22 protein-coding genes are annotated in these 24,521 nt (G+C 45.1%); 8 read left to right on the top strand and 14 right to left on the bottom strand.

Going from position 1 to position 24,521, the window contains the following annotated elements:
• Positions 1–135 precede the first annotated feature (135 nt).
• Genes L1271_RS22015 through L1271_RS22005 form a run of 3 tightly spaced genes read right to left on the bottom strand, consistent with a single transcriptional unit; the run spans position 136 to position 4,040 of the window.
• Positions 136–1,914 (bottom strand): ABC transporter ATP-binding protein, encoded by a 1,779-nt coding sequence (locus tag L1271_RS22015; protein WP_102055858.1) that lies wholly within the window; start codon positions 1,912–1,914, stop codon positions 136–138.
• Entirely contained in the window at positions 1,915–3,336 is a 1,422-nt protein-coding gene (locus tag L1271_RS22010; RefSeq protein ID WP_235368807.1) for a protein adenylyltransferase SelO, read from the bottom strand.
• 23 nt (positions 3,337–3,359) lie between these two features.
• Complete coding sequence (locus L1271_RS22005) at positions 3,360–4,040, bottom strand: DNA-3-methyladenine glycosylase I (protein WP_235368806.1); 681 nt, start codon at positions 4,038–4,040, stop codon at positions 3,360–3,362.
• Between the two features lie 496 nt (positions 4,041–4,536).
• On the opposite strand from L1271_RS22005, the gene L1271_RS22000 reads away from it, so the two are divergent.
• On the top strand, positions 4,537–5,049 hold the full coding sequence (locus L1271_RS22000; protein ID WP_010604316.1) for an RNA polymerase sigma factor: 513 nt from the start codon (positions 4,537–4,539) through the stop codon (positions 5,047–5,049).
• Between the two features lie 9 nt (positions 5,050–5,058).
• On the opposite strand, the gene L1271_RS21995 is transcribed toward L1271_RS22000, so the two are convergent.
• Complete coding sequence (locus L1271_RS21995) at positions 5,059–5,508, bottom strand: tellurite resistance TerB family protein (RefSeq protein WP_102055856.1); 450 nt, start codon at positions 5,506–5,508, stop codon at positions 5,059–5,061.
• 54 nt (positions 5,509–5,562) lie between these two features.
• Between L1271_RS21995 and L1271_RS21990 the strand changes: the two genes are divergently transcribed.
• Positions 5,563–5,937: a hypothetical protein gene (locus tag L1271_RS21990; RefSeq protein ID WP_039494777.1), complete on the top strand. Its 375-nt coding sequence runs from the start codon at positions 5,563–5,565 to the stop codon at positions 5,935–5,937.
• A 211-nt stretch (positions 5,938–6,148) separates the two neighbouring features.
• Here L1271_RS21990 and L1271_RS21985 read toward each other — a convergent pair whose 3' ends face one another.
• The 6 genes from L1271_RS21985 to fabR form a co-directional block, all read right to left on the bottom strand.
• Entirely contained in the window at positions 6,149–6,742 is a 594-nt protein-coding gene (locus tag L1271_RS21985) for a hypothetical protein (RefSeq protein WP_102055855.1), read from the bottom strand.
• Positions 6,743–6,829: 87 nt separating this feature from the next.
• Complete coding sequence (gene leuD, locus L1271_RS21980; RefSeq protein WP_010604312.1) at positions 6,830–7,429, bottom strand: 3-isopropylmalate dehydratase small subunit; 600 nt, start codon at positions 7,427–7,429, stop codon at positions 6,830–6,832.
• Entirely contained in the window at positions 7,426–8,829 is a 1,404-nt protein-coding gene (leuC, locus tag L1271_RS21975) for a 3-isopropylmalate dehydratase large subunit (protein ID WP_102055854.1), read from the bottom strand. The genes leuD and leuC overlap by 4 nt, the downstream gene beginning before the upstream one ends.
• Before the next feature lie 15 nt (positions 8,830–8,844).
• Positions 8,845–9,921: a 3-isopropylmalate dehydrogenase gene (gene leuB, locus L1271_RS21970; protein ID WP_045989497.1), complete on the bottom strand. Its 1,077-nt coding sequence runs from the start codon at positions 9,919–9,921 to the stop codon at positions 8,845–8,847.
• Positions 9,918–11,465 carry a 2-isopropylmalate synthase gene (leuA, locus tag L1271_RS21965; RefSeq protein ID WP_102055853.1) on the bottom strand — a complete coding sequence of 516 codons (1,548 nt, stop codon included), beginning with the start codon at positions 11,463–11,465 and terminating at the stop codon, positions 9,918–9,920. The genes leuB and leuA overlap by 4 nt, the downstream gene beginning before the upstream one ends.
• A gap of 376 nt (positions 11,466–11,841) precedes the next feature.
• Positions 11,842–12,465 (bottom strand): HTH-type transcriptional repressor FabR, encoded by a 624-nt coding sequence (gene fabR / locus L1271_RS21960; protein ID WP_010374371.1) that lies wholly within the window; start codon positions 12,463–12,465, stop codon positions 11,842–11,844.
• A 125-nt stretch (positions 12,466–12,590) separates the two neighbouring features.
• On the opposite strand from fabR, the gene L1271_RS21955 reads away from it, so the two are divergent.
• Entirely contained in the window at positions 12,591–13,718 is a 1,128-nt protein-coding gene (locus L1271_RS21955; RefSeq protein WP_010374369.1) for an acyl-CoA desaturase, read from the top strand.
• 35 nt (positions 13,719–13,753) lie between these two features.
• On the top strand, positions 13,754–15,190 hold the full coding sequence (sthA, locus tag L1271_RS21950; RefSeq protein WP_102055852.1) for a Si-specific NAD(P)(+) transhydrogenase: 1,437 nt from the start codon (positions 13,754–13,756) through the stop codon (positions 15,188–15,190).
• Between the two features lie 50 nt (positions 15,191–15,240).
• On the opposite strand, the gene L1271_RS21945 is transcribed toward sthA, so the two are convergent.
• Both L1271_RS21945 and L1271_RS21940 read right to left on the bottom strand, forming a co-directional pair.
• Positions 15,241–16,482, bottom strand: coding sequence for a hypothetical protein (locus L1271_RS21945; RefSeq protein WP_102055851.1), 1,242 nt, complete (start codon positions 16,480–16,482; stop codon positions 15,241–15,243).
• Positions 16,463–17,110, bottom strand: a complete 648-nt coding sequence (locus L1271_RS21940; RefSeq protein WP_102055850.1) for a methylamine utilization protein — start codon at positions 17,108–17,110, stop codon at positions 16,463–16,465. Before L1271_RS21940 ends, L1271_RS21945 begins: the two co-directional genes overlap by 20 nt.
• Positions 17,111–17,311: 201 nt before the next feature.
• Here L1271_RS21940 and L1271_RS21935 point away from each other — a divergent pair, with 201 nt between their 5' ends.
• Both L1271_RS21935 and L1271_RS21930 read left to right on the top strand, forming a co-directional pair.
• On the top strand, positions 17,312–19,345 hold the full coding sequence (locus tag L1271_RS21935) for a glycoside hydrolase family 97 protein (protein ID WP_199539670.1): 2,034 nt from the start codon (positions 17,312–17,314) through the stop codon (positions 19,343–19,345).
• Between the two features lie 115 nt (positions 19,346–19,460).
• On the top strand, positions 19,461–19,661 hold the full coding sequence (locus tag L1271_RS21930; protein ID WP_010604304.1) for a hypothetical protein: 201 nt from the start codon (positions 19,461–19,463) through the stop codon (positions 19,659–19,661).
• A 125-nt stretch (positions 19,662–19,786) separates the two neighbouring features.
• Here the strand turns inward: L1271_RS21930 and L1271_RS21925 are convergent, their stop codons facing one another.
• Positions 19,787–21,199 (bottom strand): glycosyl hydrolase family 18 protein, encoded by a 1,413-nt coding sequence (locus L1271_RS21925; protein ID WP_102055848.1) that lies wholly within the window; start codon positions 21,197–21,199, stop codon positions 19,787–19,789.
• Between the two features lie 272 nt (positions 21,200–21,471).
• Here L1271_RS21925 and L1271_RS21920 point away from each other — a divergent pair, with 272 nt between their 5' ends.
• Positions 21,472–22,125, top strand: a complete 654-nt coding sequence (locus L1271_RS21920; RefSeq protein ID WP_235368805.1) for an XRE family transcriptional regulator — start codon at positions 21,472–21,474, stop codon at positions 22,123–22,125.
• 34 nt (positions 22,126–22,159) lie between these two features.
• Here the strand turns inward: L1271_RS21920 and L1271_RS21915 are convergent, their stop codons facing one another.
• Positions 22,160–23,332 carry an MFS transporter gene (locus L1271_RS21915; protein ID WP_235368804.1) on the bottom strand — a complete coding sequence of 391 codons (1,173 nt, stop codon included), beginning with the start codon at positions 23,330–23,332 and terminating at the stop codon, positions 22,160–22,162.
• Positions 23,333–24,044: 712 nt separating this feature from the next.
• On the opposite strand from L1271_RS21915, the gene L1271_RS21905 reads away from it, so the two are divergent.
• The gene (locus L1271_RS21905; RefSeq protein ID WP_235368815.1) at positions 24,045–24,224 is read left to right on the top strand and encodes a helix-turn-helix domain-containing protein; all 180 of its coding nucleotides are present in this window, start codon (positions 24,045–24,047) and stop codon (positions 24,222–24,224) included.
• The last annotated feature ends 297 nt before the right edge of the window (positions 24,225–24,521 follow it).

Genomic DNA, 24,521 nt, shown 5'->3' with positions numbered 1-24,521 from the left:
TGTTAGTTAACGCATTGAGTATTGACTCGGATAGTCTACCAGAAAATGCGTCTACTGATTACGTTGCATAGATAATATTAGCTCGTCCATTAATGTTTACTTAACGTTACATAAGGAATTTTTGCTATTTATGAATTAATTTTGATGACCAAATAGGATTTGATACAGACCTTGTTCCTTTAACAAATCCTTATGTTCTCCATACTGGGACACTTCACCATCATCTAAAACATAAATTAAGTCGGCTTGTTTTATTGCGCTCAGTCGATGTGCAATAATCAAAGTCGTTCTATCAGCCAAAAACGCTTGCAAATTGCGATGAATTTTTGCCTCAGTCTCAATATCAAGTGCCGAGGTTGCTTCATCCAGCACCACCACTTTAGGATCGGCAACAACCATTCTAGCAATGGCTAACCTTTGCTTCTGTCCTCCGGACAATTTAATCCCATTGCGACCAACTTGCGCATCTAATTTGTCAGCCAGAGCAAGTACGGTATCAGCTAGCTCTGCAACTCGGAGTGCCTGCCACAGCACTTGGTCAGATACCTCTCGTCCCATTGCTAGATTTTCACGGATGCTGGTATTAAAGAGTATCGGCTGCTGCAATACGGTCACTATATTATCTCGCACTGCTTCGTAACCAATTTGCTCTACTGGCGTGTCATTTATATGAATCTCGCCACTTTGCTTTTCATACAATCCCAAAAGCAATTGCACCAAAGTAGATTTACCACCTCCAGACACCGCTACTAACGCTACTTTCTTCCCTGCAGGAATATGCAAAGATACCTGCTTGAGCACGGGTTGCTCTGCAACGTAAGCGAAGTCTATATTGGCAAATTTGATATCAACCTGAGATGAATCAAAGACGGTTTTTGTAGCGGGATATTGTGCTTCTGTCGCAAAATTAAAAACCTGATTTAACCTACTAAGTGCCGCCGAAGCACCATAGTACGCATATTGAATACCAAGAATTTCCTGTACAGGCCCCATCATGAACCAAAGGTAACCAAATACTGCAAATATCTGGCCGACTGTTAAGTCAGAAAACACCACCATAAACATAGCGACAGCACGGAAAAACTCAAACCCCACCAAAAACACAGTAAAACTTAAGCGGTTAACGGCATCCGTTTTCCATTGTGACTGCACCGCGTAATGTTTGAGATCTTTGGCGGCTACTTTAACTTGTGCAAAGTAGTTAATCTCTCGACGAACGGCTTTTAGTTGAGAAATAGCATCTAGCGTCTCGACTAATGAAGTTTGCAATGCTTCAAATGCAGCATTCTCTTCCTTTTTCAGCTCTTTAACATGTTTGCCAAACTGCCGAGAAAAATAGATGACCGCCGGATTGAGCAACAGGATCACCAGCCCCAACATCCAATCAATCCAAAGCAAAATCGCCGCAGTGCCAATGATTGTGAGTAAACCGATTAAAAAGCGTGACAAGGTTTGGCTGATAAATTTATCTAAGGTTTCTACATCGGTAATACAACGAGAGCTAATTGCTGCACCACCTTGACTTTCGTACTCCTTAAGTTGAACTTTAGGTAAATGCGTAAGTAAGCGCTCACGGATTTGATAACTAATGTCCTTGCCAATAATAGTAAACTGGCGTGACTGCATCACCCCTAGCACCAAGCTGGCCAAGCGCATGGTTATTACAGCCAACAAAATAACCACGATATAGCCACTGGGGCCATGCCATTGCTCGGGCAATACCGAGTTCATCCAAGCCACTGCTCTACCTGGTGTGTCTAGTAAGACTTCATCGACCAGCAACGGCATCATCAAAGGGATAGGGACACTCACCAACGCGGCAAACAAGGCGATGATATGTGCCTTAATAAGCGGCCGTTTGTGCTCAAGGACTTTACGTTTAATTTCTTGCCAAGAAAGCTGCTGTTCTGCCATTTAGGTTCCACAAAAAGTTTGATAGTGGGCCGGTGTAGACGCGCTGATCCACGATTCAGGATAGTCTTTGTAATCATAGGGCGACGTCAACGCAGTTAGCCAATCCTCTAGCGTTTGACTCATGCCTTGCTGATTAAACAGCGCAATCTCAGCCTCCACCAACGCATTACGGGGGATAAGTATCGGGTTAGCTTGACTCATCAAGTTAGTCGCAATGTCATCGTGAGCACGCCTTTGCGCCCATTGTCGCTGCCAGCTCTCCAACTCCGTTGGCACGGATAAAGCTTTGTTTGGATGACCAAGCAAGCTATTAGTTAGTGCCGCAAAGGTATTGGTAAAGTCTAGTTCGTGCTCCGTCATCAACTTGAGTAAGTCACTAAGCAGAATGTCGTCTGCGTCGCTCCATTCATCAATACCAAGCTTAGCCGCCCACATATCTTTGTATTTGCGATTAAACGATTCAGAAAACTCCGCCAAAATTTGACTAAACGCTTCAATTCCCACTTGCTCATCCTGCCATAACACCAATAAGGCCTCGGCAAGTCGCGCACAGTTCCAATTCATGATGTTTGGCTGATTACCAAACGCATAGCGGCCTTGGCGATCGATAGAGCTAAACACGGCGTTAAAATCAAACTTTTCCATCATTGCACAAGGGCCAAAGTCTATCGTTTCACCACTGAGTAAAATATTGTCGGTATTCATCACGCCATGAATAAAGCCAACCCGCATCCACTCGACAACTAAGTCAACCAACTGCTCACACACTTCACGGAACAATTCGAGTACATCCTGTTCGGTCTCAACTTTAAATCCCTCAAATAATTGCTCGCCCAGCAAGTTAAGTAGGCTCCATAGCTCATCTTTATCTTGCTGTGTAGCCAGATATTGCAAGGTACCGATGCGGATATGACTTTTTGCCACACGACATACAACTGCGCCAGGTACTTCACCTTGACGATAAACATGGTGTCCAGTGGTTACAACAGCTAGGCATTCCGTAGTTGGAACACCCAAGCCAACCATAGCTTGGCTCATTATAAACTCACGTACAGCAGGTCCTAGCGCACAAAAGCCATCACCACCTCGAGAAAATCGCGTCGCTCCAGAGCCTTTCAAGTGCAGGTCGTATTGACGTCCGTCATCGAGCTTCACCCCGCCAATTAAATGTGCTCGGCCATCACCAAGTAACGGGTTAAATTGCCCAAACTGATGACCACTGTAGGCTAAGCTCGTAGGTTCAATATTGCCTAAAGGGCGCTGACCACTTAACAGCTCAGCAAGCGCTGTGGTGTCGTATTCCTTTAGCTCAAGCTTAACTAGCAACGGCGTATTAGATAGTAGTAATGTGGGCTGATTAAATCTTGCTGGTTGCTCCTTAAAGAGCAGAGCAGAACCCTGATAGGGCTGAAAAAATACCATGCGATCATCTCTATTTTTAGCGCCTAGCGAATATTATCACCAACACTCATTGACACAATTTGGCTTAACTCTTGTAAGCTAAGCCCGCTATATTGACGCATTTCATTGAAAAACTGCTGCGCCGATTGCAGTGACTTCTGACTTTGTAAGCCTCCGCCTATGATCTCCTCGGCACGTAGCACCGTTTCGACGTCTTTACTCAGTAAAAACGTATCTTTACCTAACACACGAAGTGCGTAAGGCCCGGTATTCCCACCGAGTCTCGAACCATGCTTTTTCAAGTACATCCACAGACCTACGATATTGTCTTCAGGCCAGTGTGCGACGAAATCACTAAAGCGACCATACTGTTGTTGCACTTCAAAAATCATATGGCAATTGTCAGCGATACTTTTTACCTTTTTAGCATTACGAATGATCCGTTCATCCTGACTACGTTGCTCATACATTTCAGGTGACATCATAAGCAACTTCTCAATTGAGAATTGCCAAAATACTTCTCTAAAGCCATCCCACTTATTATCAACCACCGCCCAATAAAACCCGCTCTGGAAAATCTTGCGAGTAAATTCTTCTAGCCATTGATCATCACTTAATGCCAATAGTGATTCGGCACTCAATGGTTGGTTAAGCTTAGCTTTTAGCGCCGCCTCAGAGCCTTTGCGCTCGGCAGCTCTATGATAAATTTTTTCGAATACTTTCATGCTCATGACCGAGTTTGATTGTTATCAAATACAGGGTAACTTATCTGACTTTTCGGTGTGAGTTAATTTTAATAAAAGTAGATTGCTCAGGTTGCTCTTATACAAGACAGATATCCCTTTAACATCATACCAACACCATCAATATTAAGAGCAGCTCAAAGCCGACTCTTTTTTCCAAGCACCCAACAAAACACATTGTGATTACCGCCCCCCAACGAACAGTCACAGTTAGCTTTCATTTTGTTAACTTAACCATTTCCATTGTTAGAGAGCACCAAGCTCACCTTGCAGAGATAAAGCCCATGTTGACCGTAATCTGCTAGCAACTTTCTCAGTAATTGTAATGACAATAGAATGTTAATATATGGTGCAAAAAATTGCGTAAAAGTATTAATTTAACTTGACATGAACCCATAACAGAAAATAAGATCGCACAGTAAATGATAAGTGTTTTCATTTGCAATGGTAAAATATAATTAACATAGGAGTGTGATCTGTGTCCAAGTTTGCTATCAAGTGGGCTAACGTTATTTCAGACAACAAAGGGAAGGTACTCGCGTATCTCAACAGTATCTTAAAATGCCCCTATCTTGCCGAAGATGCGTTACAGGACACTTTTATCCGTCTTAGCAGCATGTCACATACACAAAATGCGCAAATCAATAACACAACGAGTTTCTGCTTCCAAGTGGCTAGGAATATTGCAATCGATATGCTTAGAAAGCAAAGTCGAGAAAGCTTAGTTGCCCTTGAGGCAACGCATGTAGAGTACATGTCAGACACAGATTCAGATATCGAAAACAAAGTCGAGTCGGCGCAACTGGATAGACGCATGGACTCAACAATCCAAAAACTGTCAACTCGCCATCAAAATATCATTAGCTTTTATCGTACTGGTCGATTCAAACAAAAAGAAATTGCGAAGCTTTATAAAATCTCACCAACCTTGGTTAACTTTATGATAAAAGAGGCTGTACACAGCTGCCAAAAGGAGTTTTTAGCTCACTAGAATAGAGGATTATACACTAGCTGATTGTTGTACTCGTAGCTTCGCAGCAATGAAATCAGGGTGGGCAACATAAAACAGCCCGGCTATTTTCCGAATGATATGGTCTTCATGGCTGTCGAGTTCACCATCTGCATAAGCAACGTGCCACAATAGTTCAATGACCTCGATGCGCTCAATGTCGCTGGTGTGGTTATTCACTTGCTTGGCAAAAGAATACATATCTACCGCCTGTTCCACCAATTGCTGTGCTTGCGTTATCAGTGCACTGACTTGTGGTTCAGGCAATTCACAACGTGTTTTGAGTAGCTCCGCAATTTTATCGAACTCCGACTGTTGTAGTTTGCCGTCCGCTCGCATCACTTCAACCAGTAATGCAGCAAGCGCGGTATTAAAGTCGATTTCTTGTTTCGGTGACGACTCCTGCAAGCTTTGAAATAGTTTTTTAAGTTGGTTAAGCAAGTGGCTAATCTCCCATGTGATATACTGTAAATGTAGCAGACTAAAAGGACGGTTATGCGTAAGTTATCATTGAGACTAAATTCATTAAAGCTAAGTTCCCTAGTCGTAGGTGCAACATTGCTCTCGGCATGCCAATATACACCGGTTCCACGAGGCGAACCTGAAAAGCTCTATGACTTTGACCACAAAGTACATTATGAGCAAACCACGTATAACGATGACCACTTTCGACTGGCAATTAAGCCAGATAGTTATGCGCATTTTAGGCAACAAAGCGTATTTTTGCTGCGCCATGCCAAACGCTTATGCCAAGGCAGTAACCCACAATTGACATTACTTGGTGGCGTCCAAGGCTTTGATAAGATGCCATTAGAGCCAAGACCTTACCAGAATGACTTAACAGTAGACGTAAAATGTGTGGCCAAATAGCCACACATTTTTGTTAGCGCTATAAATCTTTTTCAGTAACCCGCTCTGGGTTTAGTCTTTATACCAGTTGTATTAAGTAAATGATCTATTTTGAAGCGGGAAAATAGTTTTAGTAGCTAGGCAAAAATTTTGCTATTTAGTTGTTCTAAATGAGAAATTTTTAACGAAGCTAATATGATATTTCACCCTTCAAATTGATTAGAGAATTAATTCAATTGGTATTATATCCCCAAGGCGCTTTTGGTGCGGTTACCGGTTTTGTTAAATCAAAGTCCACTCGGAACTCTCGCCCTTCACGCACTAAACGATAGGTAAACTGCTCCGGATAGATATACATCTGCCATGTATTTCCGACTGACTGTGGGATCCCTTGCTGGACAAATAACTGTTTTGAGTATTCATCAGCAGGGAACGACTGCACGGTATTAAATCCCGCATCTAGGGTATGACCACCATACATAGTAGAAACATCGTCACTGCCATCTTCATGGCGGTGATCGTGCTTTAAGCTCAAACCACTCCCTGTTTTGGTGATGATCCAAGTTCTTGAAGCATCTTTTCCTACATGAAATGGGACTTGAAGCTCAGCGTCGCCACATTTACGAACGTGCATCACAAGACGCGCATCGCTAAAGCTGCTTGGGCCTTGATTATCCACCATTACTTTGCCTTCGTAGGCTTTACCACAATGCGCTTTAATAGCGTCAAAAAATGCATCATGGCTTGGGATGGAAACCAGCGGGGCAGGACGCGCGAAGGCTGCACAGCTCAAGGTTACGAGTAGCGCTAAAGTTAATTTTTTCATTAGAGACACCTAAAACAAATAAAGCCAGAGCTTAATCAGCTTCTGGCTTTGTGGCAAAATTATTCGACTAAATTGAGTAAACAGCTATTATTGCCAAGGTCTTGTCGTAGCAAGCTGCTGCTCAAAGGCATCAATTTGGGCATTTAATAATTCGGTCTCACCGATAAAGTCAAGGCCACTCAAGAGGCGTGCTTTGATGTCTTCTCGCACCTCAAAGTCAATTGGTGCAATACCCGCTCCGCTTATCTGCTGCGCTTCTAGGTCAATACTCAAATGCACTTGTGATTGTTGCTCACATGCATCGAAGAGCGTATCTAACGTGCTGGCTGGTAACGCAATGCAAAGCATTTGGTTATTACCACAATTGTTAAAAAAGATATCGGCAAAACTCTCGGCTAGGATCACGGTAAAACCATATTGTTTTAGTGCCCAAGGAGCATGCTCACGAGACGAGCCACAACCAAAGTTGTCACGCGTTAACAAGATTGACGCGCCCCGATATTGTCGATAGTTAAGTACAAAATTCGGATCTGGCTGGCCATCGTCAAGATAGCGCCAATCATAAAACAGCGCTTTATCAAACCCATCGCGGCTGGTTGAAGTTAAAAACTGCTTGGGAATAATTTGGTCTGTATCAACATTGTTTTTGTCTAATGGCGCAACTAGGCCCTGATGAAACACGCTCATGACGCCTCTCCTCGAATATCAGTAAAGTGACCTGCAATTGCCGCTGCGGCAGCCATTGCTGGACTCACCAAATGCGTACGACCGCCTCGCCCTTGACGCCCTTCAAAGTTACGGTTTGAGGTCGATGCACAGCGTTTTTCTGCGCCAAGCCGATCATCGTTCATCGCCAAGCACATAGAGCAGCCCGGTTCTCGCCACTCAAACCCCGCAGCTTTAAAAATATCGGCTAAGCCCTCTTGTTCGGCTTGCTGCTTTACTAATCCAGATCCTGGGACGATTAGCGCTTCAACGCCTGCCGCTACGTGCTTGCCTGCCACCACTTGTGCCGCCGCACGCAAATCTTCAATACGACTATTGGTGCAAGAGCCAATAAATACGGTGTCGACTTTGGCATCGCTTAGCCTTTGTCCTGCTGCGAGGCCCATATATTTCAGCGCGCTGCGCATCGCATCCGCTTTGACTAAATTAGGTTCATCGTCAGGGTTCGGTACTAAGTCATTAATACCAATGACTTGCTCTGGACTGGTCCCCCAGGTTACTTGAGGTTGTACACTGTCAGCATCCAGCTCCACGACACGATCAAATTCAGCATCCGGGTCGCTATGCAAGGTTTGCCAATAGCGCACCGCAGCATCAAAGTCTTCGCCTTGAGGTGCAAATGGGCGACCACGTAAATACGCAAAGGTTTTCTCGTCAGGTGCGATCAAGCCAGCTTTCGCCCCCATTTCAATACTCATATTACAGAGCGTCATCCGCGCTTCCATCGACAGCGCTTCGATCCCCGTCCCACAAAACTCAGCCACATAACCAGTGCCACCAGCTGTGCCTAATTGCCCAATCACAGCGAGGATCAAGTCTTTTGCAGTCACGGTCGGGCGCAATACGCCATTCACTTGAATTTTTAACGATTTGGCTTTTTTCTGTTGTAATGTTTGCGTGGCCAGCACGTGTTCAACCTCTGATGTACCAATACCGTGAGCCAGCGCACCAAATGCACCATGCGTTGAGGTATGGCTATCGCCACATACAATCGTTGTACCCGGCAAAGTGATCCCTTGCTCAGGTCCCATTACGTGCACTATACCTTGGTTAATCGAATTTAAATCGTAAAGTACAATGCCGAACTCTTCACAGTTTTGTGCCAACGCTTGTAGCTGGTTTTTGCTCACCTCACTGGCAGCATCAATCGAACGGCTCTTGGTCGAGACATTATGATCCATTGTCGCAAAGGTTTTTTCTGGACACCTTACCGGACGATTCTGCTCTCTTAAGCCCGCAAATGCCTGCGGTGAAGTGACTTCGTGTACTAGATGACGGTCAATGTACAAGAGATCGGTTTGCTCGTTTAATTTAGCAACCACATGGGATTGCCAAATTTTATCGTATAATGTTTTTGCCACTTGCTCTTACCTTTATTAAACCCTGTCGACGATCGCTTGCGCGACATCCATAGTAGTAAATCCTGCTTGAGGATAGATATCCGGTGTACCTACACCATCTTTCACCGCCTCTGCTACTGCCTTTTCAATTGCGCGTGCCGCTTCGTCTTGCCCCAATGAATAACGTAGCATCAGCGCGGCACTTAAGATTTGTGCGATTGGGTTTGCCACTCCTTTACCGGCGATATCTGGTGCTGAGCCGCCCGCTGGCTCATATAAGCCAAAACCCGATTGATTTAGACTTGCCGATGGTAATAACCCCATGGAACCCGTGATCATTGCACATTCATCAGAAAGGATGTCACCAAACAGGTTGTCGCACAGTAGCACATCAAACTGGCTTGGTTGCTTTACCAACTGCATCGCAGCGTTGTCGATATAGATGTGATCAAGCGCCACATCTGGGTATTCTTTCGCGACTTCATTGACCACTTCACGCCACAGTACACTGGTTGCCAGCACGTTGGCTTTGTCTACAGAAGTCACATGATTGCTTCTAAGTCTCGCTGCATCAAAAGCAAAACGGGCGATGCGTTCGATTTCTTTGCGCGAATAGGTTTGCGTATCAAACGCCGACTCGCTTTCGCCCTCACCTTGGCGACCTTTTTCGCCAAAATAAATTCCGCCAGTAAGCTCACGGACGCATAAAATATCAAAACCTTGCTGGCTAATGTCACTGCGTAGTGGAGAGGCAGCGCTTAATGCGGGTAATAGCTGCGCAGGACGCAGATTACAAAATAGCTGAAAGTGCTTTCTAAGCGGTAATAAGGATGCCCGCTCTGGTTGCTCATTTGGTGGTAAATGCTCCCACTTAGGCCCACCCACAGAGCCAAATAAAATCGCATCAGCGGCTTCACATGCGGCCAATGTCGCCGCGGGTAAGGCTTCACCAAATTGGTCTATGGCCGCACCACCAATCGCTTGTGGTGATTTTTCTAAAGCAAAGTTGAACTTAGTCGCCACTTTATCTAATACCAGCTCAGCGGCTTGCATCACTTCTGGACCAATTCCATCTCCAGCTAATACTGCGATTTTGTAGTTTGTTTGACTCATCCTGCTTTCCTTTGTTGTTTTAGGCTAGACACTTTTTGTGCTCTATCAATTAGGTTATATACTCGGATCATGGCTCTCACTGACGCTTCGACGATGTCGGCCGCAAGTCCCACACCGTGATATTGCTTACCATCAAACTTGGCAATAATATCGACTTGGCCCAGTGAACTTGCCCCTTTACCCGTCGCATCAAGGTTATATTCCACCACTTCCACCGCCATGCCAGTGATACGCTCGATAGCTACAAACGCCGCTTCCACAGGACCGTTGCCGGTTGCCGCTTCTTGCTTAAGCTCACCATTCAAGGCAATCCCCACAGTCGCGCTCGCGATAGATTGAGAGTTAGAAGATGCATTGACGAACTGTAATTGGTAGCGCTCGTCTTTATCTTTGATTTGGTTGAAATAAATCATCGCTTCAAGGTCATAGTCGTAAACCGTGCCCTTTTGATCGGCTAACGCCAAGAAGCTTTCATACAGGCTATCCATATCGTAATCCGATTTCTGATAGCCAAGCTCGGTAAGACGATGCTCGATAACATGTCGGCCAGAGCGTGAAGTCATATTTAACTGATTACTCGGCACACCAACGGTTTCTGGTGCCATGATTTCATAGGTGTTTTGTGCTTTTAAGACGCCGTCTTGGTGAATACCCGAGCTATGTGCAAAGGCATTTTCGCCTACAATTGCCTTGTTTGGCTGCACCGGCATATTGCAGATTTTAGCAACTTGACGTGACGCGCGATAAATCTCTTCGCTACGAATATCGGTGTGCACTTTTAGGTGGTCTTGACGCATCTTCATGATCATCGCCACTTCTTCTAGTGAGCAGTTACCTGCACGCTCACCAATACCATTGATGGTACATTCGATTTGTCTTGCACCGGCTTGTACCGCCGCGATTGAGTTTGCCACCGCAAGTCCTAAATCGTTGTGACAATGGACACTTAGTCTGGCTTTGTCGATGTTAGGCACATTATTACGAATATGGTAAATCATCGCTGCATACTCGTCTGGTGTGACATAACCTACGGTATCAGGCAAGTTAATCGTAGATGCACCGGCATTAATCGCCGCTTCAACAATACGACACAGGTCTGAGTGTGGCGTACGGCCGGCGTCTTCACATGAAAACTCAACATCATCAGTGTACTTTCTGGCTTGAGAAATGGCCTTAATCGCCATGCTAGTCGCATCATCTAGACTCATTCTTAACTTATGTTCTAGGTGCAGAGGGCTGGTTGCGATAAAGGTGTGAATGCGGCGCTGCTCAGCGCCTTTAAGGGCTTCGCCACATGCGTCGATATCTTTACTAACCGCACGCGCAAGGCCACAAATCGCTGGACCTTTTACCTCGGCAGCAATGCGTTGTACCGCACGAAAATCAGCCGGACTTGATACTGGAAAACCCACTTCCATAACATCCACATTGAGACGACTAATGGTATGCGCCAGCTGTATTTTATCTTCTTCTGTTAAGCTGGCTTTTAACGCCTGCTCACCGTCCCTTAATGTTGTATCGAAAATCCAGACTTTATCTTGCATACCCTTATCCTCAGCCAAAAAAAACCCCGCAAGTGCGGGGTGTCTACAGTAAATGTCGCTCAATTCGCGCAATTACACCCCACCCCTCTGGTTTACCAGTAGGAGGTTAAGAAGGAGTGAAATACGCGCAGTCATTTTCATTGAGCTAAGTGTTCCTGTTGATGAATTGGTTATGTTTTAACATGCTTCAAAAGCGACAATCAAGCATAAATTATCCCAAAAATAGAGTTTAAATCTCGATTTATTGGCAAATAAAATCACAATAACGCCAAATTTAGAAAATACATTTCAAGATCAGAAGTGAACACAGATAGGATATGAAGTGAGCAGGGTATTTTTGAATTTTAATTACCAATAAAAAAATAGCCAATTTAGGCTATTTTTTTATTGGTTCTGGATGTTTTGCATAACCAGAGGCACCTTTTGCGATATACCGCAACTGCCACTTCAAACGCTCGGTCAGTTCAGCGCGTTGTGGGGGGTCTTGATCCAAAGCCTCAGCACCAGAGCTAAATACTAAGGTGACCATTGCTTCAGCCTGCATGTGGGCGTGATGGGTATCTACTCCCGTTTCTGTTTCAAGGTAATGAGCAAGCTCTAAGATAAAATGTTTGATTTCTCTAGCCACGGCGGCACGAAACGCAGGTGACGTACCCGAACGTTCACGCAGTAATAAACGAAATTGGTTGCTCGACTGCTCAATAAATTCCATGAAGGTGTGCACAGAAGTATTGATCACGCTACCACCTTTAGCGATGCGACGTCTTGCTTGGCGCATTAATTGTCGCAAGGTTAAACCCGCTTCATCTACCATAGTCAGCCCGAGCTCGTTCATATCCTTAAAATGTCGATAAAAAGAAGTAGGTGCGATACCCGCCTCTCGCGCGACTTCACGCAGGCTTAAATTCGAGAAACTATGCTCAGCACTTAGTTGATTAAATGCCGCTTCGATAAGCGCTTGACGGGTCTTCTGTTTTTGTTGGGCGCGTACACCAGCCATGGACTTTCCCCAATTCGCTTCGAAAAATAAGAACAATAAACCGCAGTCTAAACCTTGACGCAGCAAGAATGAAATACTATTTTAGCGTACAGTTGTACGCTGAAATTAGATTTTGAGATTAATTGATGAAAAAACCACCCATTTTATGGACCAATGTGCTGTTCTTTAGCTTATCGTTTTTAGCTGCGATCACTTTGGTGCCTTGGTATGGCTTTGAATACGGCTATACCACCAGCCACTGGGTAGCTTTTGTTGCCTGTATGTTTTACGCCGGTCTGTCGATCACCGCAGGGTATCACCGTTTATGGGCGCATAAAGCCTATGACGCCCATCCTGTGATTCAAGTTATTTTTGCGTTGGGTGGCGCATTCGCGTTACAAAACAGTATATTACATTGGAGTAGCGATCACCGTGTACACCACGGCCAAGTCGACGACCCAGTAAAAGATCCGTACGCCGCAACACGAGGCTTCTGGTATAGCCATATCGGTTGGATGCTGAGAGATTATCAAGGCGAGACTTACGGTGATTATAATAACGCCAGAGACTTACAACGTAACCCTATCGTGATGTGGCAACACAAGCACTATATGAAATTGGTGTTACTTACGAATATCGGCATCCCGTTAGTGCTAGGTTTATTACTCGGAAATGTGTTTGGCATGTTGTTACTTGCGGGCGTACTCAGACTCGTACTCAGTCAACACTTTACCTTCTTTATCAATTCACTGGCGCACATTTGGGGTAGTCGTCCTTACACCGAAAAAAATACCGCGCGAGACAATGGTTTGCTAGCCCTATTCACTTACGGTGAAGGCTACCATAACTTTCATCATATTTTTGCCAGCGACTACCGTAATGGTATTCGCTGGTATCACTATGACCCAACTAAATGGCTGATCCGCACTTTTGCAGCACTAGGCCTTGCCAGTAAGCTAAAACGCACTCCGGTTGAGCGCATTGAAAAAGCCAAAGCGGAGACCTTGTTGAATAAGACTAAAGTCAGTCTCGCAAAATTGCCTTTGGCGCAAGATAAGCTTACATTGTTACAACAAGAGTATGATTTACTTCTTAAAAAGCTTCAAAACTACTGTACTGTGCAAAAGCAGGTACTCGAAGCGAAGAAAGAGGCAGTACTTGCACAGTGCGAACATTCCGCACTGATGCAACAATATAAAGAGCTAGAACAAGCTTGGGAAAGCCAAAAACAAGCTTGGATTGCACTAAATTCGAGGCTACTGAAAACGGCATAACGTTCAGCGGCCTCAATAACTAAAGGGGTGAGGCCGTGAGCAAAAAAGCTGCAGAAAAAACCGAAACTGTTCCACAATCCTATCAATACGATGCCATTATTATAGGCACCGGACCTGGCGGCGAAGGCGCCGCCATGAACCTCTCTAAAAGTGGTAAGAAAGTCGCGGTTATCGAACGCCAGCATGCAGTTGGCGGTGGCTGCGTTCACTGGGGCACCATTCCCTCAAAAGCGCTTCGCCATTCTGTCAGTCGTTTAATTGAGTATAAAGCGAATCCACTTTATCGTTTTACCGAGCGCCCGCAGCGCCATACCTTTCAAGATATTTTGCACCATGCCAGTGATGTGATCTCAAAACAGTCAACATTGCGTTCTAGCTTTTATGGTCGTAACCGCATCCACTTGTTTCAAGGCGATGCCAGCTTTGTTGACGCGCATACAGTACAAGTCATTCACCAAGATGGTTCGCAAGAGTTACTCACCGCTAAAACCATTGTAATAGCCACAGGCTCGCGTCCATACCGCCCACCAGGCGTTGATTTTAACCACCCTCGCGTCTACGACAGTGACACTATTTTAAGCCTTGAGCATAATCCTCAGCGCGTATTGATATACGGCGCAGGGGTCATAGGCTGTGAATATGCATCAATCTTTAAAGGACTGGGCGCAAAGGTAGATCTTATCAATACCCGCGACCGCTTACTGGCCTTCATGGATGCCGAGATCTCTGACGCACTCAGTTACCATTTTTGGAATAATGGTATTGTTATTCGCCATAACGAAGAGTTTGCGAAAGTAGAGACCCATGACAAAGGGGTTATTGTGCATCTACAGTCTGGCAAGAAAGTACGCGCAGACTGCATTTTATGGGCCAATGGCCGCTCCGGTAATACCGAAACACTCAACCTTGCAAGCGTAGGTCTAAAGGCTGATAGCCGTGGCCAGCTTAAAGTCAACGAACACTATCAAACTGAAGTGGATAATATTTTCGCAGTAGGAGATGTGATTGGCTATCCCAGCCTAGCCAGTGCGGCGTTCGATCAAGGGCGTATTGCGGCCAATGCGATTGTGCATGGTGCCTGTGATGATCGTTTGATCACCGATATCCCAACCGGCATTTACACCATTCCAGAAATGAGCTCTGTTGGTAAAACTGAGCAAGAACTCACCGCTGCGCGCATTCCCTATGAAGTGGGTCGCGCCCAGTTTAAACATTTGGCTCGTGCACAGATCACAGGCACTGAAGTCGGCAGCTTGAAAATTTTGTTCCATGCAGAAACCAAAGAGATATTAGGTATTCACTGCTTTGGTGAACGTGCATCCGAGATCATCCATATCGGCCAAGCCATTATGGAACAAAAAGGAACGGGTAATAATATCGAGTACTTTATCAATACTACCTTTAACTACCCAACAATGGCCGAAGCCTATCGCGTTGCAGCCTTAAACGGCATTAATCGTCTACTGGACTAACGTATCGTATGGCATGAATAAGCGTGACACCTTGGGCGTCACGTTTATTGTTATAAATTAAAACGATACTCCGCACTGAGTCGCCACACATTATCGCTTTGCTTGGGCTTTCCGTTAAAGGCCTCGCGGTTTGCAACTGTGGTTGTCAGACTCAAAAACTCACCGCCCACCAGCCAATTGCTATTAATTCGATACTTCACTGTAGCGGTCAGTGCATGGCCATCACTTTGGTTTGGGTCGAACTGCCAATCATCTTTGTCGATGACTTTGAACTGCTCCCCCCGTAAGGAAAAGCGCCACTCATCACGCTGATGTGTGAGTAGCAAAAACCAACTATTAAAGTCATTATCAACGCCGCGATTGACACCCATGGCGGTATTACCCAGCATGCCTTGTACGAGTATATGCGTCTGCGGGGTTAACTTGTAACGCCAAGCTGCACTAATAAATTTAGTGTCCCACGCATACTGCCCAGTTCGGTAGTTAATCTTACTTGGATCGCCATTATTATCGTACCAATAGACATTGATCTCACTGCGGTTTGAAAATTCGCGATGATATCCAAGATAATAACCAAATCGGCCATCTACTTCCGAAAACGGTTCAACATGCTGTGCTTGATGTTGTAGCTGCGGTGTGTTCAACGACTCTACCGCGGCAAAGGGGAGACTTTCGTTAAACACCGACTGCCTATCATGCACGGTAAAGCCTCGCCATGCGAGTAAAGTGCCAGCCGGATCATTCCCCTTAAAAACACCAAACACACCTTTGAATCCCTGACCTCGGCTACGGCGCGTCTGCGGCTGCTCAATCGCGACTTCACCGCCAAATACCCGCACTTCCTCACCTATCCAAGCGTTAATAGCCGAATACTGGTATGTATAGGGTGATGACCAACCAATATCTGGGTTCTCAATAGAAAACTTCGGATAGAAGCCACCAGCTCGAACAATCAAGCGATGGCCATTTTTGGGTAGTGTTCGATATTGCAAATACAGTTCTGTAAAACCGAGCTTGTCATCTGGGTCTGGCACATACTGTGTTACCCCGTGCAAAGACCAAGCGCTAGCAAAATCTACACGCCAATCAATAGCGCCTCGACTAAGCGTAATATCTGACTCCCCTTTCCCAAAACGCGTAACGCCCCATCCAGGCTGATACCAAGCTTTACGATTATCATCATGCTGCCAGGTCGTTTGCAGTTGCCCTTGTCCAGAAATCTCAACGGCACCTGCTTGCCCTATGGCGAATAATGCCAAAGCGGCGCTTAGCTTAGTAATCATCGAAGCCATCGGAGAAATCCTGAAGTGGAGCAACCAGTGTTTGCTTAATTTGATAGGTAATTGCTTGAGTGTTATTCACGATGGAGAGCGGATGCTGTTCTATTTTGTCTATATTTTCGAATCTTTCATGCCATACATTCAGCTTTAGTGCGCTGGCTTGCTGAGCACCTAGGTCGATTGATACTTTGCCGCTGCTATCCGTTACCGCAAATAATGGGCTATCTACAACCACGATATAACCCAGCATCCAATCGTGAATATTGCAGCCAAGCTCAACCACACCAGTTTGATCAAATAATACTTGTTTCGGGTCATCGCGATACAACTTAAGCTCGAACGGCTTTGCAGCAGAGAACGAATAGACGTGGTGCAGAATAGGATCTAAATTCGGAAACGAGACTTGGGTGCCAGCTTGCACCATCAAGATATGGGGCACAAACGCCTTATCCTTTTGCTCCATTTTATAATCTAGCATCGTTCTTTTGTTATCAAAGCTATCTCCTTGCAACCACACCGCGGCATTCGCGAGCGGCTGTTTATCAGCATCGACTATTTGCACTTCAAGGGCATTGACTAGACCGGCTTGTAGCATTGCCATCACAACAGCAATACGCCCAAAAATTGTTAGGTTTAGCATAAGCAGTTCAACCTATCCTTATTATTTTTCTTAGCTTGTCTACACTAGACCGAGCGGAATAATTATTACATTCATCGCATTTACAGCATGAATACGTATGCAACTTTTACGTGAACGTTAGCATACAACAGTAAGCTTAGCTTATGTGCAAAAGAACACGAATTTTCGTGCCGACAACAAGAAGGAAAAACTATGCGCCCCATGTCACTTTCCCTGATCGGATTAAGCTTGTTTACGACTACGAGCTTTGCCGCATCTTTAGCTGTGAGTTCGCCAGATGGCAAAATCACTTTTACCTTGAGTGATGATAATAGCCAGCCGACCTACCAAGTCAGCTTTAACAACAAAACCATTATTCAACCGTCTAAACTTGGTTTTGATTTCGCAACAGCTGCATCGATGCGCGATGGCTTAAGTATCACCACACATCAGCGTAATAGCGTCGATAGCAGTTGGCAACAGCCTTGGGGCGAAGCCCGAGTGATCCAAGATAAGCACAATGAGCTTGCTGTCACCTTTGCTAAGCAGGCAGACAAATCGCCGCAATATACTGTGCGTGTAAAAGTATTTGATGACGGTGTCGGCTTTCGCTATGAGGTTGCTCAAAATCAAGCGCTTAATATCACCAGAGAATTGACCGAATTCGCCTTTGCACAAAGTGATAAAAGTACAGCGTGGTGGATCCCTGCTCGTGGCTGGAATCGCTATGAATATGTATACAACACCACACCACTGCACGATGCCCCACATGTGCACACCCCATTTACTTTAAAGAATCAAGACGGGGTTCATATCAGTGTGCATGAAGCGGCCCTAATTGACTATGCGGGCATGACCTTAAACCAGCGTCGCCCAGGAACATTTGTTGCCGATCTAACACCTTGGTCAGACGGCGTTGCTGTCAAAACCAATGGTAAGTTCAATACACCTTGGCGCACCCTGCAAATAGGCGATGAAGCCACCGACTTGTTGAACTCTCACCTTATTTTAAACCTCAACGAACCAAATAAGCTCGGCGATGTATCTTGGGTTGAGCCGGGTAAATACATCGGCATTTGGTGGGGCATGCACATCAACAAAAATACCTGGGGCAGCGGCGATAAACATGGAGCGACTACGGCGCGTACTAAAGAATATTTGAGCTTTGCCGCTGACCATGGCTTTGATGGCGTGTTGGTTGAAGGGTGGAACATCGGCTGGGATGGCGACTGGTTCTTCAACGGTGATGTCTTTAGCTTTACCGACGCCTATGCTGACTTTAATATTGATGAAATAGCCAAGCACGGAGAAAAAGTAGGTACACGCCTAATAGGTCATCACGAGACGTCTGGTAACGTCAGCAACTATCGCAATCAAATGGAGGCGGCTTTCGCACTCTACGAAAAAGCAGGCGTTCGCCAAGTTAAAACCGGTTACGTAGCCGATGGTGGCAACATCAAACGCATTGATGCCAAGGGCAATGCCAGATTCGAATGGCACGACGGTCAATTTATGGCAAATGAGTACTTAGACAACGTCAAACTTGCGGCCAAGCACAAGATCAGTATCAATACACATGAACCAATCAAAGATACCGGCCTGCGTCGTACCTATCCAAACTGGATCGCGAGAGAGGGTGCAAGAGGGCAAGAGTTCAACGCATGGGGCACGCCACCAAACCCACCAGAGCATGTGCCAATGCTTGCCTTTACCCGCATGTTAGCAGGCCCTATGGACTTTACTCCGGGTATTTTTGACATGGGCTTCAACGGCCTTGGCGATAAAACCAACCGCCCACAAACCACCCTCGCCAAACAATTAGCGCTTTATGTTGTGCTTTATAGTCCAATTCAAATGGCGGCCGATTTGCCAGAAAATTACCTCGCTAAGCCAGATGCTTTTCAGTTTATTAAAGACGTACCCACCGACTGGGAACACAGTATCGCACTTGCAGGAGAAGTGGGTGACTATGTTGTCTTTGCCAGAAAGGAGCGCAAGCATAAACAATATAGTGGTAACGATTGGTTCTTAGGCGCAGTAACTGACGAGGAAGCAAGAGAAATTCCTATTACTTTAGATTTCCTTGAGTCAGGTAAAACCTTTGAAGCGCAAATCTACGCGGACGGTAATAAAGCCGAATGGAAACAAAACCCGTATGAAATGAATATTTACCGCAAAAAGGTAACAAGTGCCGACAAACTGATATTAAAACTGGCTGCTGGCGGCGGCGTTGCTATTCGTTTTAAAGCGCTTTAAACATAAGGTGACTACCCAACAGCTGGGTAGTCACCGCTTTAATCTGTACATTTAGTAAACTATACAGTAGGGTGAAATAGTCTATTAAGACATTCTTATTTCAAAGGAAAATAATATGAAACTTACCCTAGCAAAGAAAAAACTAAAACAATTAGACTATCAACAGAGTCAACTAGCCGCAAAGCTCACACCGCAAGCAGCCGGTGGTAGAGGACCAGAAACCGGCGTTATGTGCGAAACGACTAATAACGATTACTGGTGCCAACGTCCAAGTTCACCGGCTGTTACCTGCAGCGTAATGGAACGCTGTTTATAAGCATTTCCCACCATATATAGGCTAGATATTATAAAAATATGTAGTTAGCCTATTTCTCAGTCAAACTCTCTATATGCTCAACGGCCAGCTCTCACTCGCCGCCGAGCTGAGTTATAAGTAATAATTTACTGACATTGATAGCTTGGTGTTACACCATTAGCAACTTCCCATTTCGCTGTTAATAGCGACGCAGGGCCATTACTGTCATGGGATAGCTCCCAATTCATAATGCCACCGGCATTGAGCTTAGCGTACTGCGTTTTTGCGCGGATCGTCGGGATACCATTGTAGTAGCTGCTACCATCACTATCGCGACAGGCATTGGCAGGGTTCTCCTGCAGTAAGGTGCGATACGCTTTCCAAGTAGGTCTTGCATAAAATGGTACGCCTAATACCGTTTTTTCTTTACTAAGCCCACGACCTTGCCAGTAAGCTATTGAGTCTTTGGCGTATTGCATAGAAGCATGATCAGTATTGTTCGCGTCGTACGCCATCAAATTTAAAAAGTCGATATCTTGGAATACAGATTCCAACACGCCACCACCAGTATAACCAAGCGCCACCACAGCTGCCGTCAAGAATTTACCTCTGGCGCGTAACTCAACGCTTAGTTCCTTCATCAGTAATGCATAGTTATTTGCTGAAGCACCGGGATCTGGATATTCCCAATCCATATCAACACCATCTAGATTATGCTGCTCTACAAACGCAATGACCTCTTGCACGAAACGGGCTCTACCTTGCTGTGAACTGGCGAATGTCTCGAATGCACTATCGTCCCCCCCGTTCCAGCCACCAATGGCAATTCCCACTTTCACATTGTTGGCATGAGCCGAATTTACTAGCGCTGTCATTTTGCTCAAATTTTCAAGTGGTCTCAGTGTGCCATCTGCATTGGGTAGTAAAAATGAGTAATTGATATGGGTGAGTTTATCAAACTGAATATCACTCACGGCACCCTGCCAACTTGGAAAGTAGCCGACAATTTTAAAATTAGGGTCGCCAGGAGGAACCTCGTCAGACACGACACTGAAGTTCACCGCACTCGATTCACCTCGTGCCCCAGACACATCAGTTGCAGAGACAGTTAATGCGCGATTACCTAGCCCCTGCGCTTGCCACATCACCTCATAAGGTGCACTGTTGTCAGAGGCGACCAGCGTGCCATCGAGATAGAATTCAACACTGTCGATAGCCGTGTTTTGCGGATGGCTTACCGCCGCAGCTAGGCTAACTGATGAACCCACTAACACTCGTGCGTTACTGCTTGGAGAGGTGACCGAAACCTGGGGCAATGGCGTTACAGGATCACAACTACCGTTTGCTTGCCAGACATCATAAGTATTAGAATTTTGCGCTGGGTTTTGGTTTTGTGTCCACCATTTCGCGGTGTATTTAGCTGACTGATAGGTGACAGCATCACCACCTGTATATACCTGCTGTGATTGCCATTGCGTTAAGTTGCTACAGTCAACCGCCAGTGCAACTTCCATCGCGCCCAAGAGCGGAAGTGCAATTAATAAATTTGTATATTTCATTACCTTTTTCCATGTTGTATGTCGGCTAAAGCAAGTCGTGCCGAGTTTAAATAAATGTTAACTTGCGATTCTAGCCTACCAGCATGGACAAATTTCGTACAACCCAACTCACTACGACCTTAGTCTAATGAAATAACCCCTCTCTTTAGGCCATTATTCGTCCTTGATTATGCTCGTTTATAAAATGTCCAACTAGTGCAGCGAGACTGTACAGATAAGGCTTAGCTCAGTATGCTTGCGGGTTTAGGCGCTATAAAGAGAATAATTAAGAGATGAGTACGGCATTTTCAAGACGATTTGTAACCTTAGTCGAGCAATTTGCAGGCGGCAATAAGCGCCAATTTGCCCAGTTAACAGGTAAATCCCCTTCCCATATTTACCGTATTTGTCGCGGCTTAAGTCGCCCTTCAATGATATATCTTGAGCACCTTTATAGCCTATTTGCCGTTGATCTGAACTGGTTACTTACTGGTGAACAACCCTTAGATAAACCACAAGGTCAGTTTAAAGATGAACTTACCCTCATACCTAAACTTGATATTGAGGCCAGTGCAGGTATGGGTAGTGTAATAGGTCATGAGGAAGTCACCGAGCAGTTTGCACTCAACCGTCGTTGGCTAAACTCCCATCTTGGCGTGTATTCAGAGAAGCTCGCCTTTGTCTCTATCCGTGGTGATAGTATGCAGCCCACGTTGCTAGACGGCGATATGGTACTCATTGACCTTTCACAGAATCAACCCAGTAAAGATGCGGTTTATATCATTCAAACGGAAGAGGGTCTCATGGCTAAGCGAGTGCGACAAAAGCACTCTCAGCTCAAAGTGATCAGTGATAACCCTGATTACCCGAGCTGGGAGATCACCGCTGATAATGCCGACAGTCACGGCATTGCAGGGCGTGTTGTTTGGTGTGGTCGCAGTGTCTAAACTGCAATGTCACTATTCGTGTGATGCTGGAGCATCACACGGATTTAGCCAGCTTTTCCTGCACATTGGCTGTATTCACAAATTGACTCAACACCAATGAGCACACCGCAAGTGCAGCACCAAAGTAAAACACTAAGGATTGATCGTATAACCATACTAAGCCAAAGCTTGCTGGGATCACTACCGCTGCAATATGGTTAATGGTAAAGCTAACCCCTGCCGTTGCTGCGATGTCTTCTGGCCGAGCAATTTTTTGAAAATAAGTTTTGAGTGCAATGGCCATCGCAAAAAACAGATGGTCGATGACATAAAGCGCTGCAGCAAAGCTTGCTGACTCTACCAATGCATAACCAATAAATACAAAAATTAGTCCCACATATTCGATTGTCAGTGTTTTACGCTCACCAATATGCCCAATCATTTGACCAATCTTGGGGGCGATAAATATGTTTATCAAATGATTCAACATATAAAGCGCGGTGATCTGTGCAACATCAAAACCAAATTTTTCCACCATTAAGAAACCCGCAAACACCATAAATATTTGTCTTCTCGCGCCCGAGAAGAAAATCAAGGCGTAATATAGGCTGTACTCTTTTCTCAAAATGAGCTTTTTATGCTGCGTAGTATGCATTTCAAAGGTTGGAAAGCCGATAAACATAAATAGCGTAATGATAAAGCCAACCCCTCCAATAAGCAGATACATCCACTTATAGTCTGCAGAGAAGTAGCTAAAACCCAGCCATATCACCGCATAGGCGATCAGAGAGGCAATGGATTTAATAGAGAGCAAGATACCCAGTTTGGCCGGTGCCTCATCTTTATTGAACCATTGTAAACTGAGTGATTGATTCAGTGTCTCAAAATAGTGAAAACCTATCGACATTAACACTGTGGTTGCATACAAACCATAAATAGTAGGCAACAAGCCCGTAATGGCGACACCAAGCGATAACAAACATAAACTGATCAGTGCGAAGGTCTGCTCCTTTAACACCAATAAAACAAACACCGCTGTAAACGCTAAAAATCCGGGGATCTCACGCAGAGATTGCAACATTCCCATATTAGCGCCATTGAAGTTTGCGGCTTCAATCGCAAAGTTATTGAGCATGGCCATCCAGCCTGCGAATGTAACTGCCATAACAATGGTAGCGAGCACTAAGAAATTAAAAGGACTTTGCCATCCTTGAGAGGCATTCTTCATGATTATCTCCACATAAAGCACAACTATTAAAAAGTTATGGCTATAATATGGCCACACGTCAATTTCAGATATACACAATTATGCCAAGTTCTTTATCAAAACAGACAACTTCTCCTTGGCGTATTCAACCCAAATATAAGCGCTTCTTAAAGCCAACACTTGGCCGGCCAATCCTGCCAAGAGCGGTAAAAAAGCAGAGTGGGAGCATGTTCAACGGCACCAACATGAGTGGGGACAGCTTGCATATACAAGCAATGGAGTCATTACAATTGTGACTCCTGAAGGCACTTTCGTGATCCCTCCCGACCAAGCTTTGTGGCTACCTCCAGGCCTTCCACATGAGACGTATTGTCGCTACGGTGGAGATTTTCGTAGTGTCTATATCGACAATAAATACACCGAGTTGCTAGGGAATAAAGCGAAGCTAATTGCGGTAGATGAACTACTGAAGCAATTTATACTGGAGATCTGTACTTGGCAGGAAGAGTACCACCTAGATGAAAAAACAGAGCGATTTATTACGGTCTTTATTGATAGGCTAACGTCAGCTGCAACGTGCCACTTTTTTATTCCAAGTGCACAGGATGCTCGGATCTTACCCATTGTGACCGAGCTACATACAAATCCAGGATGCAAAATAAGCTTGGAGGCCTGGAGTGATCAAGTCGGCGCATCAACCCGGACACTCAACCGCTTATTCCACAAATGTTTTATGATGGGCTTCAGTGATTGGCGCCAAAAACTAAGAGCTATCAAAGCAATTGAGCTTTTGAAAGATGGATATTCTCAGCAACAAGCAGCCGAATATTTGGGTTTTGAATCTACCGCCGCATTTAGCAATGCGTTTAAAAAAGTCTTTGGCAAACCACCGGGACAGTACATTAAAAAGTAATGGTAATTTGGGATCAATAAATACTTTCCCACAGAATATTATGAATTCACAAATCGGCGGGTAAACCGTCTCCCACGATACATGTTTATACTGTGGTGGGAGCGAGTCTATGGTAGGAGCGAGTTTACCTCGCGAGATTTTTAAATCTCAAATCTCTATACCCCAAACAGCAAAAAACCCGTCGCATTACTGCAACGGGTTTTTCTTATAAGGCCCTGACGATGTTCTACTTTCACATGGGAAGCCCACACTATCATCGACGCTGTTTTGTTTCACTTCTGAGTTCGGCATGGGGTC

Origin of the sequence: Pseudoalteromonas sp. OF5H-5, assembly GCF_021530695.1 — a bacterium.
Taxonomy (GTDB): domain Bacteria; phylum Pseudomonadota; class Gammaproteobacteria; order Enterobacterales; family Alteromonadaceae; genus Pseudoalteromonas.
The sequence above is the reverse complement of the archived record's forward strand: the minus strand, read 5'-3'. Positions and strand labels throughout refer to the sequence as shown.

Bases quoted from the DNA above. Each gene is read 5' to 3' on its own strand.
- L1271_RS22015 (WP_102055858.1), bottom strand. From the start codon at position 1,914: ATGGCAGAACAGCAGCTTTCTTGGCAAGAAATTAAACGTAAAGTCCTT.
- L1271_RS22010 (WP_235368807.1), bottom strand. From the start codon at position 3,336: ATGGTATTTTTTCAGCCCTATCAGGGTTCTGCTCTGCTCTTTAAGGAG.
- L1271_RS22005 (WP_235368806.1), bottom strand. From the start codon at position 4,040: ATGAAAGTATTCGAAAAAATTTATCATAGAGCTGCCGAGCGCAAAGGC.
- L1271_RS21990 (WP_039494777.1), top strand. From the start codon at position 5,563: ATGCGTAAGTTATCATTGAGACTAAATTCATTAAAGCTAAGTTCCCTA.
- L1271_RS21985 (WP_102055855.1), bottom strand. From the start codon at position 6,742: ATGAAAAAATTAACTTTAGCGCTACTCGTAACCTTGAGCTGTGCAGCC.
- leuD (WP_010604312.1), bottom strand. From the start codon at position 7,429: ATGAGCGTGTTTCATCAGGGCCTAGTTGCGCCATTAGACAAAAACAAT.
- leuB (WP_045989497.1), bottom strand. From the start codon at position 9,921: ATGAGTCAAACAAACTACAAAATCGCAGTATTAGCTGGAGATGGAATT.
- leuA (WP_102055853.1), bottom strand. From the start codon at position 11,465: ATGCAAGATAAAGTCTGGATTTTCGATACAACATTAAGGGACGGTGAG.
- fabR (WP_010374371.1), bottom strand. From the start codon at position 12,465: ATGGCTGGTGTACGCGCCCAACAAAAACAGAAGACCCGTCAAGCGCTT.
- L1271_RS21955 (WP_010374369.1), top strand. From the start codon at position 12,591: ATGAAAAAACCACCCATTTTATGGACCAATGTGCTGTTCTTTAGCTTA.
- L1271_RS21945 (WP_102055851.1), bottom strand. From the start codon at position 16,482: ATGGCTTCGATGATTACTAAGCTAAGCGCCGCTTTGGCATTATTCGCC.
- L1271_RS21940 (WP_102055850.1), bottom strand. From the start codon at position 17,110: ATGCTAAACCTAACAATTTTTGGGCGTATTGCTGTTGTGATGGCAATG.
- L1271_RS21935 (WP_199539670.1), top strand. From the start codon at position 17,312: ATGTCACTTTCCCTGATCGGATTAAGCTTGTTTACGACTACGAGCTTT.
- L1271_RS21930 (WP_010604304.1), top strand. From the start codon at position 19,461: ATGAAACTTACCCTAGCAAAGAAAAAACTAAAACAATTAGACTATCAA.
- L1271_RS21925 (WP_102055848.1), bottom strand. From the start codon at position 21,199: ATGAAATATACAAATTTATTAATTGCACTTCCGCTCTTGGGCGCGATG.
- L1271_RS21920 (WP_235368805.1), top strand. From the start codon at position 21,472: ATGAGTACGGCATTTTCAAGACGATTTGTAACCTTAGTCGAGCAATTT.
- L1271_RS21915 (WP_235368804.1), bottom strand. From the start codon at position 23,332: ATGAAGAATGCCTCTCAAGGATGGCAAAGTCCTTTTAATTTCTTAGTG.
- L1271_RS21905 (WP_235368815.1), top strand. From the start codon at position 24,045: ATGATGGGCTTCAGTGATTGGCGCCAAAAACTAAGAGCTATCAAAGCA.